Here is a 15,391-nt window from a genome sequence, read left to right as displayed (position 1 = left end):
GCCTCCAGATGGCGGGGCGTCCGGCGTCGGTCTCGACCTTCGGCGTCTTCTAACCCGCTGCGTGTTCGGGAAACCTATTCAAGGGCAACTTCCACTGCGGTTTGGTTCAGTCGGTCGGGGCGGTGGACCGCTGTTCTGGGTGCCGAGGAAAGGAGATGATTGACCTCGACACGATTGCCACCGAAGCGAGCGATGTATCTAAGAGCTTGCTGTCGGCTGATTTGATAATGCTCGGCAAGTTCCTTGGCCGACTATTCATGGTCGCTCATAGCGAGCTCCTGTCTGTCAGAAACTTGCTGGCGGTTCACTCGGTTTCCCGCAGGCGGGCATCGCCGGGAGCGATTTTCCGGTCATTGTGCCGACTGGAACAGAAGCTGGCTCAGTCCGTTCTCATGCGATACCATTCATGGGAATTCTTCGCGCATGACAACCAGGGCAATTTTCCCGCAGCTTCGTCGATGGGAGCTGCCTGCCGTGGCAGCCTGCGTTGTCGTTGGCAGTTGCTTTCCAGTCTTTGCAGCCGATGGTAAGTCTACCGGTCCGTCCGAAGCACTCTTTCTTGTCCAGATTATCATCCTCGTGGTCATCGGCAGGTTGCTCGGTGAGGCCATGGTCCGCATCGGACAGCCGTCCATCATGGGCCAGATCATCGGAGGTATCCTTCTCGGGCCGTCCGTTTTCGGGTATCTCCTGCCCGGCGCGCAGTCGGCGCTCTTCCCCGCGCTCGATACGCAAAAAGCGATGGCTGATGCGGTGGCGCAGCTCGGCATCCTGTTTCTGCTGCTCCTGGCCGGCATGGAAACCGACCTCGCCCTGGCGCTGCGACTGCGCCGGGCCGCGGCGGGCGTCTCCCTGACGGGCATTGTCGTGCCCTTTGCGTTCGGCTTCGCCCTAGGAGAGCTCTTGCCCGCAAGTCTCTTGCCTAACCCGGATGCGAGACTTGTCACCTCCCTTTTCCTTGGGACAGCGCTATCGATCTCGTCGGTGAAGATCGCGGCCACGGTCGTTCGCGAGATGGACTTCATGCGGCGCAATGTCGGCCAGCTGATCGTCGCGTCCGCCATCATCGACGACACCGTGGGCTGGGTGATTATCGCCGTGACGTTCAGCCTGGCGGAAAACGGTGCCGTCGATCTTACAACCTTGGCACAAAGCGTCATCGGTACGGCTCTCTTCATGGCCTTCAGTTTCACGATCGGGCGACGCATCGTCTTTGAGATTATCCGCTGGACAAACGACAGGTTCAAAAGCGATCTGCCGGTCCCAAGCGCCATTATCGCAATCATGGGAGCCATGGCGATCATTACCGACGCCATTGGCGTCCACACGGTGCTCGGTGCCTTCGTCGCTGGCATTCTCGTCGGGCAATCCCCCATCCTTACCCGTCAGATCGAGGGGCAGCTCAGGGCACTCACGACGGCCCTGTTCATGCCGGTCTTCTTCGGGCTCACCGGCCTGCACACCGATCTGAGCGTTCTCGCTGATTGGTCTATCCTGCTTCTGGCGGTCGGACTGGTCATCATTGCCAGCCTCGGCAAGTTCGGTGGCGCGTTTGTCGGGGCTAAATTCGGCGGCTTCTCCAACGCCGAGGCCATCGCCCTTGGATGCGGAATGAATGCTCGAGGTTCCACCGAAGTCATTGTTGCTTCGATCGGCCTTTCGGTCGGTGTTCTCGACGAGCGGCTTTTTTCCGTCATCGTTGCAATGGCGGTGGTCACGACGATGGCCATGCCGCCGACCCTCCGTTGGGCGCTCGCGCGCCTTCCGATGCGCAAGGAGGAGAAGGATCGTCTCGAGCTCGAATCCTTTAAGGAACAAAGCTTTGTATTGCAATTCGAACGGATCCTGCTTGCAACCGATCAATCCGCAAGCAGCGATCTGGCTGCACGGATATCGGGGTATTTCGCAGCATTGAGGAAAATGCCGGTCACGGTTCTCGATATTCGGGGAGAGGACGGCCGAACGGCAGATCCGCAAGATGCCAAAAACAACGCCATCGGCGCGCAACAGATCAGCAAGCGTGTGAAGGCGACTGCCGAAACGGCGGTCGAAGCGCAGGACGATGTTGCAGAACCGAGTAAGGGCGACGCGGTTCATGTCTCCATTCGGGACAAGGACGGTAAGCTTGAAGAGATTCTCACGGAGACTGCCGAGAAGGGCCACGACATCATGCTTTTGGGCGTCGAGCCGGCAGACAGCGAAAACGGCAAGTACAGCGCACAACTCGCCGGGATGATCGCGGCCTTCAAGGGCGCAATAGCGATCGTCGCAGCGCGTGGCATCATCGCTGAAAGAGATCGGGACTTGCGTATCCTCGTGCCTATCAGTGGCACCGAACGGTCGCTGAGGGCCGCGGAATTCGCCTTAGTCGTTGCGAAAGCCACGGGCGCTGCAATAACCGCGGTCTATTTCCGCGACCCGACGCAATCGACTTCGCTCCGTCGGGTCAGCGACGCAGGGAATGCCCACATGGCAGCCTTCGAGCAATTGGATCGAATCGCGTCCTTCTACGAGGTTGATGTCGAGAAAGTCGCCCCACAGGCGTCGGCACCGGAACTTGCCATTCTCAAGCTGGCCCGAAGAGGACGCTTCGACCTCATTGTTCTCGGCGTCAGCCGGCGCGCGGGCCAGGAACTTTCGTATGGCAGTGTCGCCGACACTTTGGCAGAGACCGCCGACCGCTCATTCGTCTTCGTCGAAACATAAGCCCTTCCACTCCCACTCCATCCTTTACCGCGGTCCCCAATAGGGTCAGGGCGAAAAAATGTCGTAAGCGCAGACAAACAGCAAGCGGAGTACGATACTGGGCGAACCGACCGTAGCGCATGCAATAGAGTGCATTCATAAATCACCTCAGGCCGACAACTTCGATATCGACATGCATATTGCGACCGAGATGGGCAAGGCCGTGGGGCCGTCTATGGCTGAACTCATCGACTGGGCCCTCATGCGGAGGGAGCGGATGGCAAACGAGCGCACGCCGTGAGCATGCCTGATCTAGCAAAGGAGCAGCGCGGGAAGCGTGTCAGAACAGAGTTGGCTCTGTTTCCTTCAACCGCAAGGATCGTCTATCGCGGTTTCGGTGTCGCGCTTTCTTTGGCTGGCCCAGTCGAAGAAAGCGCGCAATTCATCTTGATATTTTCCAAAAAAGCGGAATCCTCTACGGCCAGTTTTCCGAGGGCTGCAAAGCGCGGCGCAATGCCGGAGCTTCCTGCTGGACATGATCCCATAACCGTTGCGCGATCGGTCCGTGCGGCCGGTCGCGGCGGCGTGCCACCACCAGCTCCTCGGTACGGCCCGGCATATGGACGCCTGTAATCGATCGCAGGCGTCCGTCAACCAGCTCGTCTTCAATCAGGAAGCGGGGCAGGTGGCCCCAGCCTAGACCTTGCAAGATAATCTCCTTCTTCATGCTGTGGTCGGCCACCAGGCATTGTGGCGCGCCTTCGATCATGAAGTAGTTCTGTTGCGGTGAATGGCGGGCGGTGTCGCGCATCACGCATTGAGTGAGCGCCTGCATCTGGTCGAGAGTGATCGGCTGCTTGATGTCATCGCTCAGAAAGCCCGGCGCCACCACGGGAATAAATGGCACCTTGCACAGATCGATCCATTCCACCCGCGCGTCGCCCTTGTCGATCCAGTGCAAGATCAAATCGGCCTCGTCATCGAAGAGGCGCTCCCACGGCCCGCCAACGGCTTCGAAATGCAGATGCAGGCGCGTGCCGGGACATTGGGCAAAGAACCGGCCGAGCATGCCCAGCACCTGCGCTCGAGGGCAGAGGTCGCCAATGACGACGTGGATTTCGCTTTCTTCGCCCATTGAGAGCTGCGTGGCATGGACCCGCAGGCCTTCCAACTCTCGCAATAGCGACTGAGCCCGGCGGTGGAACGACCGCCCTGCCTCGGTCGGGCGAACTCGATAGCCGCTGCGATCGAGAAGAACGAGGTCGAGTTGTCGCTCAAGCTTGGCGACGGCAGCGAACACCGCCGGGTGCGAACGGTGCAGCAGCGCGGCCGCTGGCTGAAAGCCGCCGGTGCGGACGACGGCATCGAAACACTGCAGGTCGTGCAACGTGAATTCAGCCATGTCAGTCCAGATTACAGAGATTGTCCTATCTTTGTAATATCAACAAACGTCGGGCGCCGCTACGGTTGGTTCATTCAACGTTTCTGAAGGAACCATCATCATGAGTGAGCTGCCTTTCGTGACTGTCGGTGACGGCACGCGAATCGCCTACCGCTTCGACGGCGACGGTGCAAAGCCGGTGCTGCTACTGTCCAACTCGATCGCCACCACACTGCACATGTGGGACGGGCAGATCGACAAATTATCGAAGGATTTCCGCGTTCTGCGCTACGATTTTCGCGGCCATGGTGGATCGAGCGTGCCGGTCGGCGCCTATTCGCTCGACCGGCTTGGCCGCGACGTCATCGAATTGCTTGATGCGCTTGATCTGCAACGCGTGCACTTCCTCGGCCTGTCGCTCGGTGGCTTCGTCGGCCAGTGGCTCGGAATCTACGCGCCCGAGCGTATCGACCGGCTGATCCTGAGCAACACGTCGTCGCACCTCTCACCCGCAAGCTATTTCGACGAGCGTATCGCCGTCGTGCGTCAGGCACCAGACATGTCGGAGACCGCCGAGATATTCCTCAACAACTGGTTCCCGTCAGGTATGTTGGCGGCCAACGACCCAGTTATCGAGGAATTCCGAGCCATGCTGATGACAATCGACCGACAAGGCTTGGCAGGGTTGTTTGCGGCGGTTCGCGATGCGGACCTTCGCCGCACCGTGGCACTAATCAACCGGCCGACACTCGTGATTGCTGGGGAGTACGACACCGTGACGGCGCTCAGCCATAGCGAGTTGATCGCCGCGACAGTGCCCGGCGCGAAGCTGGTTGTTTTGCCTGCGGTTCATCTGTCGAACGTTGAATATCCATCAGAGTTCATGCAGGCGGTCCAGGATTTTCTGGGCTGACTGGTTACGATCGCGTAGGAGCCGACATCGGCAGCCATGCCACCACTCTTTCTATCTGAAACCGCGGTTGCGATTTGATCGAAGGCCCGCCCGATGAGGTGCTTCACGACACGTCCTTATTGAAATGTGGATATGCACCCGTCGGGGCCCCACCGTGGGACGGTTGGATCGGCGCGCTCGTGGTGTTAGATTGAATTTTGAGAGCCCAAAGTTCAAAGACTTCATTAAATGATGGCCTCCGGTTCGTCTCCTGTTTACGGATCTTGCTGTCGCAGCAATATTCCCGGCGATGCAGCAGCTCGTCAGTAACTGGAAAGGCCGCGTTAGCGTCGCGTCGTGAGGCGCGGTGCTTCAATTGCTCCCGCTGCGGGAGAACAACGATGTCGTAATGCGCGCTGGCAATCCGACACAAGGGGACTTGATCGCCGAAATCTGGGATTTCTGGATACGCTCGTTCCGTCAGATCCAAGCGCCGCCCGTCTCGCGCATCGCCGTGGGTAGCGTCTCCCAAGCCCTGATCAACTCGCCGATTGAACCGGCGCCCATCTTGCGCATGACGTTGGCGCGGTGCAGTTTGACCGTGACCTCACTGATCCCGAGGTCGAAGGCGATCTGCTTGTTGACGCGCCCTTGCGCAACCTCGCGCAGGATCTCGCGCTCTCGGTGCGTCAGTGTTTCGAGCCGTTCAAGATTGCGCCTGACGACCAAGGCCTTCGCTCGTCTAGCCGCGTCCAGTTCGATACCAGCATTTACGGCATCGAGTAGCGTCTGGTCGCGCACAGGCTTTGTGAGAAAATCGACGGCGCCTGCCTTCATCGCCTGCACGGTCATCGGAATATCACCGTGTCCGGTCAGGAAGATGATTGGCTTCGCATTACCTCGTTCGGCCAGATGGTGCTGCAGGTGAAGGCCGCTCGCTCCTGGCATCCGCACGTCAAGGATTAGGCATCCGGGGCTGTCCAACACGTCGGCGTTAAGTACCTCACGGGTCGAGGCAAAGCTTACGGGCTGGAACCCCGCTGAGAGAATCAGCTCCGACAAGGCCTCGCGAACGGCCGCATCGTCATCGACGATGATGACTATGGGCTCAACTGCGTTGTTCTTGTGCTGCCGCGATGATGGTGCTGATCTCCGGAGCGGCTCGTCGATTCTCATGTCACCCTCCTTTACTCGATTTTTGCAAAGCGTTTTCTATCGCGATGAGCAAGGCAGGTGCGTCAAATGGCTTTCGAAAAAAGCCGTTGACGCCCTTGGCGCGGCCTTGGTCGGCGATTTCGTGCCTGCCGGTGACCAGAAACACCGGTAGTTCTGGACGCGACTTGTTGACAATGTCACGAAGCTCAAAGCCGTTCGTGCCCGGCATGCCAATGTCGGTGATCAACAAATCTACGTTTGAAAGGCCCCGGGCCAACAGATGCTCAGGCGACCGAAAACAGCAAGCTGCGAAGCCGGCTGATTCTAGCAGCTCCTCCAGCGATTCGAGCAGCCGCGGATCGTCATCGACCACCGCGACAATCGGTCTTGTCTTCTCCATACTCAATTTCCTCCCGTCTTGCGCGAATGGGTGATTGGTATTTCCAATCGCTCCGCCATTCGCACAAGGTCGGCGAGCGATGCCGCCGCCATTTTCTGCATCACATTCCTCCGATGGATTTGCAGCGTCACTTCACTGATCCCGAGTTTCGAGGCCGCCTGCTTGTTGAGGAGGCCACTCACTACGAGCGGCAGGACATCGCGCTCGCGCGGCGTCAATTCGAGATAGCGTTGTCTCAACAAGCTCAGTTCAGCCCGTTCCGATCGCTTTCGCCGATCCTCGAAAATTGCCATGTGAACCGCGGCCATCAGGTCCGTATCGCTGAACGGTTTGGTGAGAAAATCTACTGCGCCGTGCTTGATCGCTCGCACCGAGGAAGGGATGTCGCCATGGCCGGTGATGAAGACGATCGGCGGGTGATCGCCCTTGGCGATCTGCCGCTGCAGTTCGAGACCGTTGATATCAGGCAATTCAACGTCGAGTATCAGGCAGGCAGGCAAATCTGGCTTTTCGGCGTTCACATAGTCGCCTGCCGACCCAAACGCGATAGCGCGCATGCCGTGGGTCTCTAGGAGCTCGCCAAGCGCTTCCCTGACGCGTGCATCGTCGTCAACGATAAAAATAATATGGTCGTCCGTTGTCATGGAGCCGCATTTCCTACGATTGGTAAGGTGAAAATGAATCGCGCGCCGCGCGGTTCATTTCTCTCGGCCCACAAACGTCCGCCATGCGCCTCGACGATCGAACGGCAGATGGCAAGGCCCATACCCATTCCGCTCTCTTTTGTGGTGAAGAAGGGTTCAAAAATCTGGTCTGGAAATTCAATACCGCCTCCCAGATCGAGTATCTCGATCTGCACTTCGCTGCCCACGCGATGGGCGCCGATCTTGAGCGATTTTTCCCCTGCGACGGGTTCCATTGCCTCTATGCCGTTGCGCATCAGATTGATCAGGACCTGTTGGATCTGGATGCGGTCTACGGTCACAGGCGGAAGGTTGTCCTCCAAGTCGATGTCGATCCGGATGCGACGACGCAAAGCCTCGCTGGCCACCAGAGTACACGCCTCCGAGATGACGCCTGGCAGCGACAAGCTAATCCTGTTCTCCACGGATTGCTTGAACAGCGCCCGGATGCGACCGACGACTTCCGCCGCTGAGTTCGCGTCGCGAATGACTCGTTCGGTCGTGATCTTCGCGCGCGCGATATTGACCGGGTCGGCCGATAGCCAGCGGTAGCACGCATGCGAATTGGAGACGATCGCCGCCAGAGGCTGATTGACCTCATGGGCGATCGAGGCAGAAAGCTCGGCGAGGCTCGCGGCTTGGCTTGCGCGCGCCAACCGGTCCTGCGCCAGGCGCAGCTCTTCCTGCATTCGCACCTCGCCATCGATATCCAGGCAGATGACATTCCATTGCACGATGGTGCCATCGTCCTTGCGCATCGGCGCGGCGCGCGTTTCGACCCAAATGTATTCCCCGTCAAAGCGCCGCAGGCGGTGCTTTCTGCGATAGGGCTCGCCGCTCGCCAGGCAATGGGCGTAATGTTCCTTGACGCCAGCCACGTCGTCGGGATGGACCCCTGCATCGAGGGTAGCGTTCAGCCGCGACTTGGTCTTTCCATCCAGTTCCTCCAACTCATAGCCAAGGAACTCACGCAGTTGCTGGCTGCGATAGACCGGTTCGCCGTCAGGCGCAGCGCAATCGATCATCGCCGGCAGTGTTTCTACCAATTGCCAAAGGAAGCGCTCTCTCTCAAGCAAGGCTTCCTGCGCGCGCATCTCGTCCTCAATGTCTATCGAGGCAATGTACCATTGTACGATTGTGCCATCTGCATCGCGCAGAGGCTGCGCGCGCGCCTCTATCCAGCGATAGATGCCCTGCTTATTGCGCCGGCGAAACCGGTTCACGAAAGGTTGGCCGGCGGCAAAGCCATCCAATGCCCTTTGAAACATTTCCGAAAAGTCGTCTGGATGAGCCACGTCTCGGGCCAGCGCATCGAAGTCTCTAATGTTCGCCCTCGGCGAACCAACGTCATCGAGATATCTCTTGCTGGTGTAGGTCATCTCGCCTGAGGCAGCAAAGCTGAGGATATTGAAAGGCATGGCGTCGATCATCTGCTCCAGTTGCCGCTTGCTGCTCTTCAGCGCTTCCTCGGCCTGCACTTGATCGTCGATGTCGATGGAAACCTGATACCAGTGAACGATCGCTCCGTCTTGACCGCGCAGAGGCTGCGCACGCGCCTCTATCCAGCGATAGTTGCCGTCTTTCCAACGCCGGCGATACCGCATCGTGAAGGCGTCGCCAGTTTTAAGCGAGTTGGCTGACGCTCGCAGCACCTCGGGGGCATCTTCGGGGTGAACCAGCTTTTGCGCCACCCGGACGCTATCTTCGAAGTTCGCCTTGGAAAGGCCTAGATCCTCCAAAGATCGCTTGTTAACGTAGGCCAGCTCGCCAGCAGGCGTCCAGCTCCAGATGTGGATAGGCAAGGCGTCAACAAGCTGCGAGAGCTCTCGTTCCCGATTACGCAATGCCTCTTCGGCCTTCTTGCGTTCGGTGATGTCAATGAAGCCGACCAGGCTCTTGTCGGCGATGGCGCCAGGGCGGGCGGTGGCGAAAACGACGTCCATGACGCTGCCATCCATTCGCGTCACCTTGGTTTCCTCTTGAAAGACTTCGTCGCCACGATAACGCGACTCTATGGCACGGCGGATGGTGGCGAGACCAGGTTGCCAATAGCGAGTGATAGGACCCCGGATCTCCTCCTGGTCATTAGCTCCCAACATTTCCGTCAAGTGACGGTTGGCTTCTTCGATCTCGAGGGCCTCAAGGGCGCGTGCCAGAAACTCGGGATGCTCGTCAATATAGACTGTGAGGTCGCTGACACCCTTGGCCCGCAGCTCCTTGAACAACGGAACCAGCTTTCCGGCATCCACCTCGGCGAGTCCGATAGGCATATAGTGAAACAGGTCGCGATAACGGCGCTCGCTTTGCTGCAAAGCCTCTTGTGCGATCACCAGATCGTGGATATCGACACTGACGCCGTACCACTGCAGGATGGCACCGTTATCGTCCCGCAATGGCTCTGCGCGCGTCTCGGTCCAGCGATAAGTGCCGTCGGTCCGGCGCTGTCGATATCTTTGGATGTAAGGTTCGCCCGTGCGGAACGAATGCTGGATGGCCTGCCGGGCCGCGTCGGCATCCTCCGGATGAATGACACTGAGCGATGGCGACCCGTCGGGCGCCGTAATATCCATTAGGCTGGCTCCGGTGGCATCTCTGAACCGTTTGTTGATGTAGGATGGCATTCCGTCCGACGTTGTCGCCCAAATTAGAGCGGGCACCGCGTCGATGAGCTGCTGGAGCCTTTGTTCGCTCTGTCGCAGCGCTTCCAGCGCCTGCACCTCGTCATCGATGTCGATCGAGATCGCAAACCACTGGATGATCCTCCCGCCTTCGTCTCGAAATGGCTCCCCCCGGCCGTCAACCCAGCGATACACGCCATCCGCGCGGCGCATGCGATACTTCATCGAGTAAGGATCGCCTGTCGCGACAGCCTGGCGCACCGCCTGTAGTAGACCGACCGCATCATCTGGGTGGACCAGGGTCTCAATGTTTGTTGCCAGTTGGCTGGTGCCCGGCTTGCTCAACTGTTGCAGATCAAGCCCGAAGAAATCGATCAAGCGCTTATTAAAGAAGGTCGGCTCGCCTTCCGGCGTCAGCCGTCGGATGTGGACGGGGACCAGGTTCACGATCTGCGAGAGCTCTCGTTCCCGCTCGCGCAGCGCCTCCATACTTTCTCGCAACGTCAGCAACGTGAGCTGGTGCTGCCGGGATATCGCGGCCACGACCAGGGCCGAAAATGCCGAGATGGCCAGAAAGAGCTGCAGCATGATCTGGTTGTGGCGCTGGCTCTCGACATTTCCGGAAAACTGGCTGGCGCCGGATATCGTGAAGATCGCGGTTACAAGCGCGAGGAGGGCGAGGGTAACAGCAGCCCCCTTGAATTCGAAGCGCACAGCAGCCCAAAGCAACGGCGGCATGATGATATAAGCGAAAGGCAGATAGCCGCTGAGCGAAAGGGCCGCTACGCCGAGTAGGATTAGTCCCAAGACGCACGCTTCAATCCATCGCGCAGCCGATAGCTCGGCCCTGCCGTTCCAATTCTGGATCACGACCAGCGCGAGGGGCGCGACGATCAATATGCCGGTAGCATTCCCGATCCACCAGAGAGGCCAGGCCCCCAAGAAGGTTTGCGAAAATATCCCGAACAATGCGAGTGTCGCACTTCCGACCGTCGCGCTGATCACCGGCGCAACGCCGGCGCCCAGCACGACGAATACAAGAACTTCCTGCAAGCTTTCAAGTCGAGCCGGCCGACCCAAAGCCCGGTTCACGAGCGATGCCCCGACCATGGCTTCGAGTGCGTTGCCGGCATAAATCAGGGCGGCGGCGGGGAGTGGGCTATGGAACCAAAAGACATTGCTGAGTAGTTCGCCGAGGCAGCCGAGCAGCACCCACCACGGCCAGCTCTTCTTGGGGGCGAGGATAAGAGTTGCAATGAAAAGCCCACTCGGAGGCCATATGGAAATGCCCGTTCCGGGTACGATTGCAAGTGCCTGCGCGAACCCGCAGCCTAGAACATAAGCCGAAAAAAACAGACCCTGGTGCAGGAGTTGTGGGCGGTATGACCAGTCGCGCGTCATCGGCGGCTCCTGCAGGAAACATAAGCTTGGCTGACACCAGCATGTCCAAAGGCTGGTCTCGATAGCAGGATCAGCTATCCAGCGTCGTACACTATTCGCGTCCTAGTGCGGCGGCAACTTATGGAAATCCATGTATTGGTGGCGATGCCGCCGCTGCCTTGGTGGAAAACTCTCGATCCTCAGTGAATGTCTGACACCGCTTATCTGGTTCCTGTGTCGGCCAAAGGCCGCTGGTGACTGTCGGCCACGTCTGCGGCGTGTTGGACGAGCTCCGAGAAAACGATGAAAAAGAAATAGCGGAACTGGCGCGCCAAGGCCACGCCAGTTCCGGATGGCTCGCGGAGCATGGCGGTCTGCCCCCGCGCGAGCCGTCGCCCGCTCACGCTTTCAGGAAGGCGAGCAGCTCGGCGTTGACTTGGTCTTGATGCGTGGCGGTGATGCCGTGCGGCGCGCCGGGATAGTAGATCTCCTTGGCGCCTTTGATCAGCCGAGCAGACTTGACCGCGGAATCCTTGAGCGGAACGATCTGGTCGTCCTCTCCGTGTAGGACGAGCGTCGGTATATCGAACTTCTTGAGATCTTCGGTGAAGTCGGTTTCCGAGAATGCCTTGACGCATTCATAAGCGTTCAAGAGACCCGCCTGCATGCTCCAGAGCCAGAATTGATCGAGCGTACCCTGGGAAACATTCGAGCCGGGCCGATTGGCGCCATAAAATTGCGGGGCAAGGTCGCGGTAGAACTGGGAGCGATCCTTGACGAGGCCAGCACGGATCGCGTCGAACGCCTCGATCGGCAGGCCTTCCGGATTGACCGCCGATTTCACCATGACGGGTGGCACGGCGGCAATAAGGACGGCCTTGGCGACGCGTTTCGTACCGTGCCGACCGATATAACGGGCGACCTCGCCGCCACCGGTGGAGTGGCCGACCAGCGTTGCGTCCCTGAGATCAAGCGCCTCGATAACGGCCGCCAGATCATCGGCGTATCCGTTCATGTCGTTCCCCGAGGTTGGCTGGCTGGAGCGTCCATGACCACGGCGATCGTGCGCCACGACGCGGAAGCCGTGCTGGACGAGGAAGTGCATCTGGCTGTCCCATGCATCGGAGTTCAGCGGCCAGCCATGCGAGAAGGTGACGACCGGACCGGTGCCCCAATCCTTGTAATAGATTTCTGTACCGTCCTTGGTGGTGATCATGTTCGTGGCTTGCTTTCCATGGCTGATGGCGGCGGAGAGAGGCGGCTTCGAAGTTTTTGCGGCGGCAATCGCGGGCAAGCCCACAGCAATACCGGCGGTGAGGCTGCCGAGGAGCGCCTCGCGGCGCGAGACGCCGATAGCCGGAGCATTCGAATTGTTCTGCATATTTTAGGCCTTCCCGATGATTGAAATGCGAACGAGGATGGAGACCGGCGGCCTCGAAAACTATTGGCCCAAAGCATTTGCGGACTGTGCGAAGGTTTAGGTGTTCGCATCGAACGGCTAGCCAGCCGGTTTGTCGGCCATGACGGCGCTAAGGCAATTCAAAGACCGCCATAGGTCGGGTGGGTTGAGGTCATCGTCGACGAGATAGCAAGGCATCGGAGGCGAGGCTGACGTTTGGATATAGTGGCTGGGAAGAATGCTGGGATCGATGGCCTCGTCGCCGGCGAGGCCTGGATTGCCACGAGTTTTGATCCAAAGCTGATGGAGCTGATCAAGGTGCGCGTGTCGCAGATCAACGGCTGCGCCCATTGCCTGCACATACATCGTCAAGACGCGCTCAAGCAGGGCGAAACCGAAGAGCGGATGCTTCTTCTGAGCGCCTGGCGTGAATCGCAGCGTTACAGTGACCGGGAGGGTGCCGCGCTCGCCTGGGCCGAGTCGCTGACCAATGTCGCCGAGACTCGCGCATCGGATGCGGATTTTGAAATTGCCCACAGTGCCTTTTCCGAAGACGAATTCCTGGCGCTGTCTATCGGCATCGCCATGATCTAAGCCTGGAACCGACTGGCGATCGGTCTTCGGCTGCAGCATCCGTCAGACCACAAGCCGCGCCGCCTGATCGCCGAGCAGACGCGGATGCGCCGGGGGAATTAATCGCCCGGCAAGATCTAATAAAACGCGTCTGCTCTTTCACGGCGGTCTCTTCGCCGCCCACTGCGGGCGCGCTGAGAGCATAGGCTACCCTATCCTCAGGTATGGCCTCTCCTCTTACTCGGCCGGATCGACGGGCAAACGCGCCTCAACATAAGATCCGCGCCGTGGCTTGTAACCGACAACTTCGATCACCCAAAACAGGAGAGCATCATGTCGCAGACAGAAACAAAACCCGGTTCGATTGCTCAGCAGGAGGCTAACATGAGCTTGGAAAACAACTCACGCGCCGGGAGAACAGGCGCCGACGAACTGGTCCCGTCGCGCTACGCGGTGCAGATCGGTGATATCGAGGTGCTCGTAATCAGCGATGGCGTGTTGCCGCTGCCGACCAAGATGCTGGGATACAATGCCGATCCGGCCGAGCACGCGGCCTGGCTGAACGACATGTTTCTGCCGCCGGATGCTTTCGACTGGGCGCTAAACGTCGTCGTGGTGCGCAGCGGCAAGCAGACGATCCTCATCGACGCCGGCCTTGGACTGGACCCGGAATTGAACCTGCCGCGGGCCGGTCAATTGATCAAGCGACTCGAAGCCGCCGGCATCGACCTTGGATCCGTAACCGACGTGGTGCTGACCCACATGCATATGGACCACGTTGGAGGGCTGCTCGTTGACGGTGTGAAGGCGCGGCTGCGCCCAGACCTGCGGATCCACGTCGCGGCGGCCGAGGTCAAATTCTGGGAGGCGCCTGATTTCTCTCATGTATCCATGCCGCCCGGTTTCCCGGATGCGCTTCGGGCTGCCGCCAAGCAGTTCAGGAGGGAGTACGACAGCCACCTGCGATTGTTCGATGATGAACACGAGGTGGCGCCCGGCGTGGTCGTCTCTCGAACCGGCGGCCACACACCCGGCCACAGCGTCGTGCGTGTGGCATCGGGCAAAGACCGGCTGATGTTTGCCGGCGATGCGGTGTTCGCGGTCGGCTTCGATCACCCCGACTGGTTCAACGGCTTCGAACACGATCCGGAAGAAGCTGCCCGTGTCCGCGTTCGTCTGTTGCGGGAACTGGCGGAGACCGGTGAGCTTCTGGTGGCCACTCATATGCCGTTCCCCTCGGTAGGCCATGTGGCAGCCGACGGCGATCGCTTTCGTTGGGTGCCTGTCTTCTGGGACTACTGATCCCTGGTACAATAGGGTCGAGCCGGCGTATGGCCTTTTAGGGCCACGCCCCGGCTCAGCCGAGTGGATCTGTGGAACCGGCGGGGCCGGCTGATCCTCGGCCAAGCATCTAGGAACGAATGAACAAATGCGGCGCCCTGGGCGGCCGCAAATGGAGAAACTCATGAAAATCGTCATCATCGGCGGAACCGGCCTGATCGGTTCGAAGACAGCCAACCGCCTTCGCAAGCAAGGCCATGAAGTCATTGCCGCCGCCCCGAACACAGGCGTCAATACGATCACTGGCGAAGGGCTAGCCGGGGCACTTGCCGGCGCCTCCGTCGTCATCGACCTCGCAAACTCGCCCTCCTTCGAGGACAAAGCCGTCCTCGAATTCTTCGAGACGTCAGGCCGCAATCTGGCGGCGGCGGAAAAGGCCGCGGGTGTGAAGCATCACATCGCTCTTTCCATCATCGGCACCGAGCGCCTGCCAGAGAGCGGCTACATGCGAGCCAAGGTTGCTCAGGAAAAGATCGTCAGGAGCGCCGGCATTCCCTATACGATCATCCACTCGACGCAGTTCATGGAGTTTCTCGGTGGAATCGCCCAGGCGGGCACCGTCGGCGACACGACCCGCCTGTCGACCGGCTTTCTGCAGCCGATCGCCTCTGATGACGTCGCGGACTTCGTGACCGATGCGGCCCTTGCGGTGCCGATGAACGGCGTCATTGAGATTTCCGGCCCCGAGCGCGCACGGCTTTGCGATTTCGTCGCCCGTTACCTGAAGGCGATGGGCGATACCCGCAAGGTCGTCGCCGATCCCGAAGCCCTCTACTTCGGCACCAAGCTGGAGGACGGTTCGCTTGTATCCGACAACAATCCCCGCCTCGGCCATATCTCCTTCGAGGAGTGGTTCGCCACCTCCGCCCGAAAGTGAATGAACG

Annotated in this window: 11 protein-coding genes and 1 pseudogene; 6 read left to right on the top strand and 6 right to left on the bottom strand. The window is 59.5% G+C overall.

The window, feature by feature from the left end; all coding sequences use genetic code 11:
* Nucleotides 1-155: 155 nt before the first annotated feature.
* Both FHX15_RS29125 and FHX15_RS29120 read left to right on the top strand, forming a co-directional pair.
* Complete coding sequence (locus FHX15_RS29125) at nt 156-530, top strand: hypothetical protein (protein ID WP_184401866.1); 375 nt, start codon at nt 156-158, stop codon at nt 528-530.
* Nucleotides 475-2,706 (top strand): cation:proton antiporter, encoded by a 2,232-nt coding sequence (locus FHX15_RS29120; protein WP_312861943.1) that lies wholly within the window; start codon nt 475-477, stop codon nt 2,704-2,706. Before FHX15_RS29125 ends, FHX15_RS29120 begins: the two co-directional genes overlap by 56 nt.
* Nucleotides 2,707-3,160: 454 nt before the next feature.
* On the opposite strand, the gene FHX15_RS29115 is transcribed toward FHX15_RS29120, so the two are convergent.
* Nucleotides 3,161-4,087: a LysR family transcriptional regulator gene (locus tag FHX15_RS29115; protein ID WP_184401815.1), complete on the bottom strand. Its 927-nt coding sequence runs from the start codon at nt 4,085-4,087 to the stop codon at nt 3,161-3,163.
* Between the two features lie 100 nt (nt 4,088-4,187).
* Here FHX15_RS29115 and FHX15_RS29110 point away from each other — a divergent pair, with 100 nt between their 5' ends.
* Nucleotides 4,188-4,979, top strand: coding sequence for an alpha/beta fold hydrolase (locus FHX15_RS29110; RefSeq protein WP_184401814.1), 792 nt, complete (start codon nt 4,188-4,190; stop codon nt 4,977-4,979).
* Between the two features lie 459 nt (nt 4,980-5,438).
* Here the strand turns inward: FHX15_RS29110 and FHX15_RS29105 are convergent, their stop codons facing one another.
* From FHX15_RS29105 to FHX15_RS29085, 5 genes are all read right to left on the bottom strand, one after another.
* On the bottom strand, nt 5,439-6,134 hold the full coding sequence (locus FHX15_RS29105) for a response regulator transcription factor (RefSeq protein ID WP_184401813.1): 696 nt from the start codon (nt 6,132-6,134) through the stop codon (nt 5,439-5,441).
* Nucleotide 6,135: 1 nt separating this feature from the next.
* Complete coding sequence (locus tag FHX15_RS29100) at nt 6,136-6,513, bottom strand: response regulator (RefSeq protein WP_184401812.1); 378 nt, start codon at nt 6,511-6,513, stop codon at nt 6,136-6,138.
* Between the two features lie 2 nt (nt 6,514-6,515).
* Nucleotides 6,516-7,157, bottom strand: a complete 642-nt coding sequence (locus FHX15_RS29095) for a response regulator transcription factor (protein WP_184401811.1) — start codon at nt 7,155-7,157, stop codon at nt 6,516-6,518.
* Nucleotides 7,154-11,215 carry a PAS domain-containing protein gene (locus FHX15_RS29090; RefSeq protein ID WP_184401810.1) on the bottom strand — a complete coding sequence of 1,354 codons (4,062 nt, stop codon included), beginning with the start codon at nt 11,213-11,215 and terminating at the stop codon, nt 7,154-7,156. The genes FHX15_RS29095 and FHX15_RS29090 overlap by 4 nt, the downstream gene beginning before the upstream one ends.
* 379 nt (nt 11,216-11,594) lie before the next feature.
* Entirely contained in the window at nt 11,595-12,575 is a 981-nt protein-coding gene (locus FHX15_RS29085) for an alpha/beta fold hydrolase (RefSeq protein ID WP_184401809.1), read from the bottom strand.
* 234 nt (nt 12,576-12,809) lie between these two features.
* On the opposite strand from FHX15_RS29085, the pseudogene FHX15_RS29080 reads away from it, so the two are divergent.
* The 3 genes and pseudogenes from FHX15_RS29080 to FHX15_RS29070 all read left to right on the top strand — a co-directional run.
* Nucleotides 12,810-13,184, top strand: a pseudogene (locus FHX15_RS29080) (carboxymuconolactone decarboxylase family protein); the annotation flags it as partial.
* Between the two features lie 315 nt (nt 13,185-13,499).
* Nucleotides 13,500-14,468, top strand: coding sequence for an MBL fold metallo-hydrolase (locus FHX15_RS29075; RefSeq protein ID WP_184401807.1), 969 nt, complete (start codon nt 13,500-13,502; stop codon nt 14,466-14,468).
* 163 nt (nt 14,469-14,631) lie between these two features.
* The gene (locus FHX15_RS29070; protein ID WP_184401806.1) at nt 14,632-15,384 is read left to right on the top strand and encodes an SDR family oxidoreductase; all 753 of its coding nucleotides are present in this window, start codon (nt 14,632-14,634) and stop codon (nt 15,382-15,384) included.
* The last annotated feature ends 7 nt before the right edge of the window (nt 15,385-15,391 follow it).

Origin of the sequence: Rhizobium sp. BK650, from assembly GCF_014195325.1 — a bacterium.
Lineage (GTDB): Bacteria > Pseudomonadota > Alphaproteobacteria > Rhizobiales > Rhizobiaceae > Rhizobium.
This window is presented reverse-complemented; position numbering and strand designations above follow the sequence as displayed.

Excerpts from the sequence above, each read along its gene's own strand:
- FHX15_RS29100 (WP_184401812.1), bottom strand. The coding sequence starts at position 6,513 with ATGGAGAAGACAAGACCGATTGTCGCGGTGGTCGATGACGATCCGCGG.
- FHX15_RS29075 (WP_184401807.1), top strand. The coding sequence starts at position 13,500 with ATGTCGCAGACAGAAACAAAACCCGGTTCGATTGCTCAGCAGGAGGCT.
- FHX15_RS29095 (WP_184401811.1), bottom strand. The coding sequence starts at position 7,157 with ATGACAACGGACGACCATATTATTTTTATCGTTGACGACGATGCACGC.
- FHX15_RS29085 (WP_184401809.1), bottom strand. The coding sequence starts at position 12,575 with ATGCAGAACAATTCGAATGCTCCGGCTATCGGCGTCTCGCGCCGCGAG.
- FHX15_RS29105 (WP_184401813.1), bottom strand. The coding sequence starts at position 6,134 with ATGAGAATCGACGAGCCGCTCCGGAGATCAGCACCATCATCGCGGCAG.
- FHX15_RS29070 (WP_184401806.1), top strand. The coding sequence starts at position 14,632 with ATGAAAATCGTCATCATCGGCGGAACCGGCCTGATCGGTTCGAAGACA.
- FHX15_RS29110 (WP_184401814.1), top strand. The coding sequence starts at position 4,188 with ATGAGTGAGCTGCCTTTCGTGACTGTCGGTGACGGCACGCGAATCGCC.
- FHX15_RS29125 (WP_184401866.1), top strand. The coding sequence starts at position 156 with ATGATTGACCTCGACACGATTGCCACCGAAGCGAGCGATGTATCTAAG.
- FHX15_RS29090 (WP_184401810.1), bottom strand. The coding sequence starts at position 11,215 with ATGACGCGCGACTGGTCATACCGCCCACAACTCCTGCACCAGGGTCTG.
- FHX15_RS29115 (WP_184401815.1), bottom strand. The coding sequence starts at position 4,087 with ATGGCTGAATTCACGTTGCACGACCTGCAGTGTTTCGATGCCGTCGTC.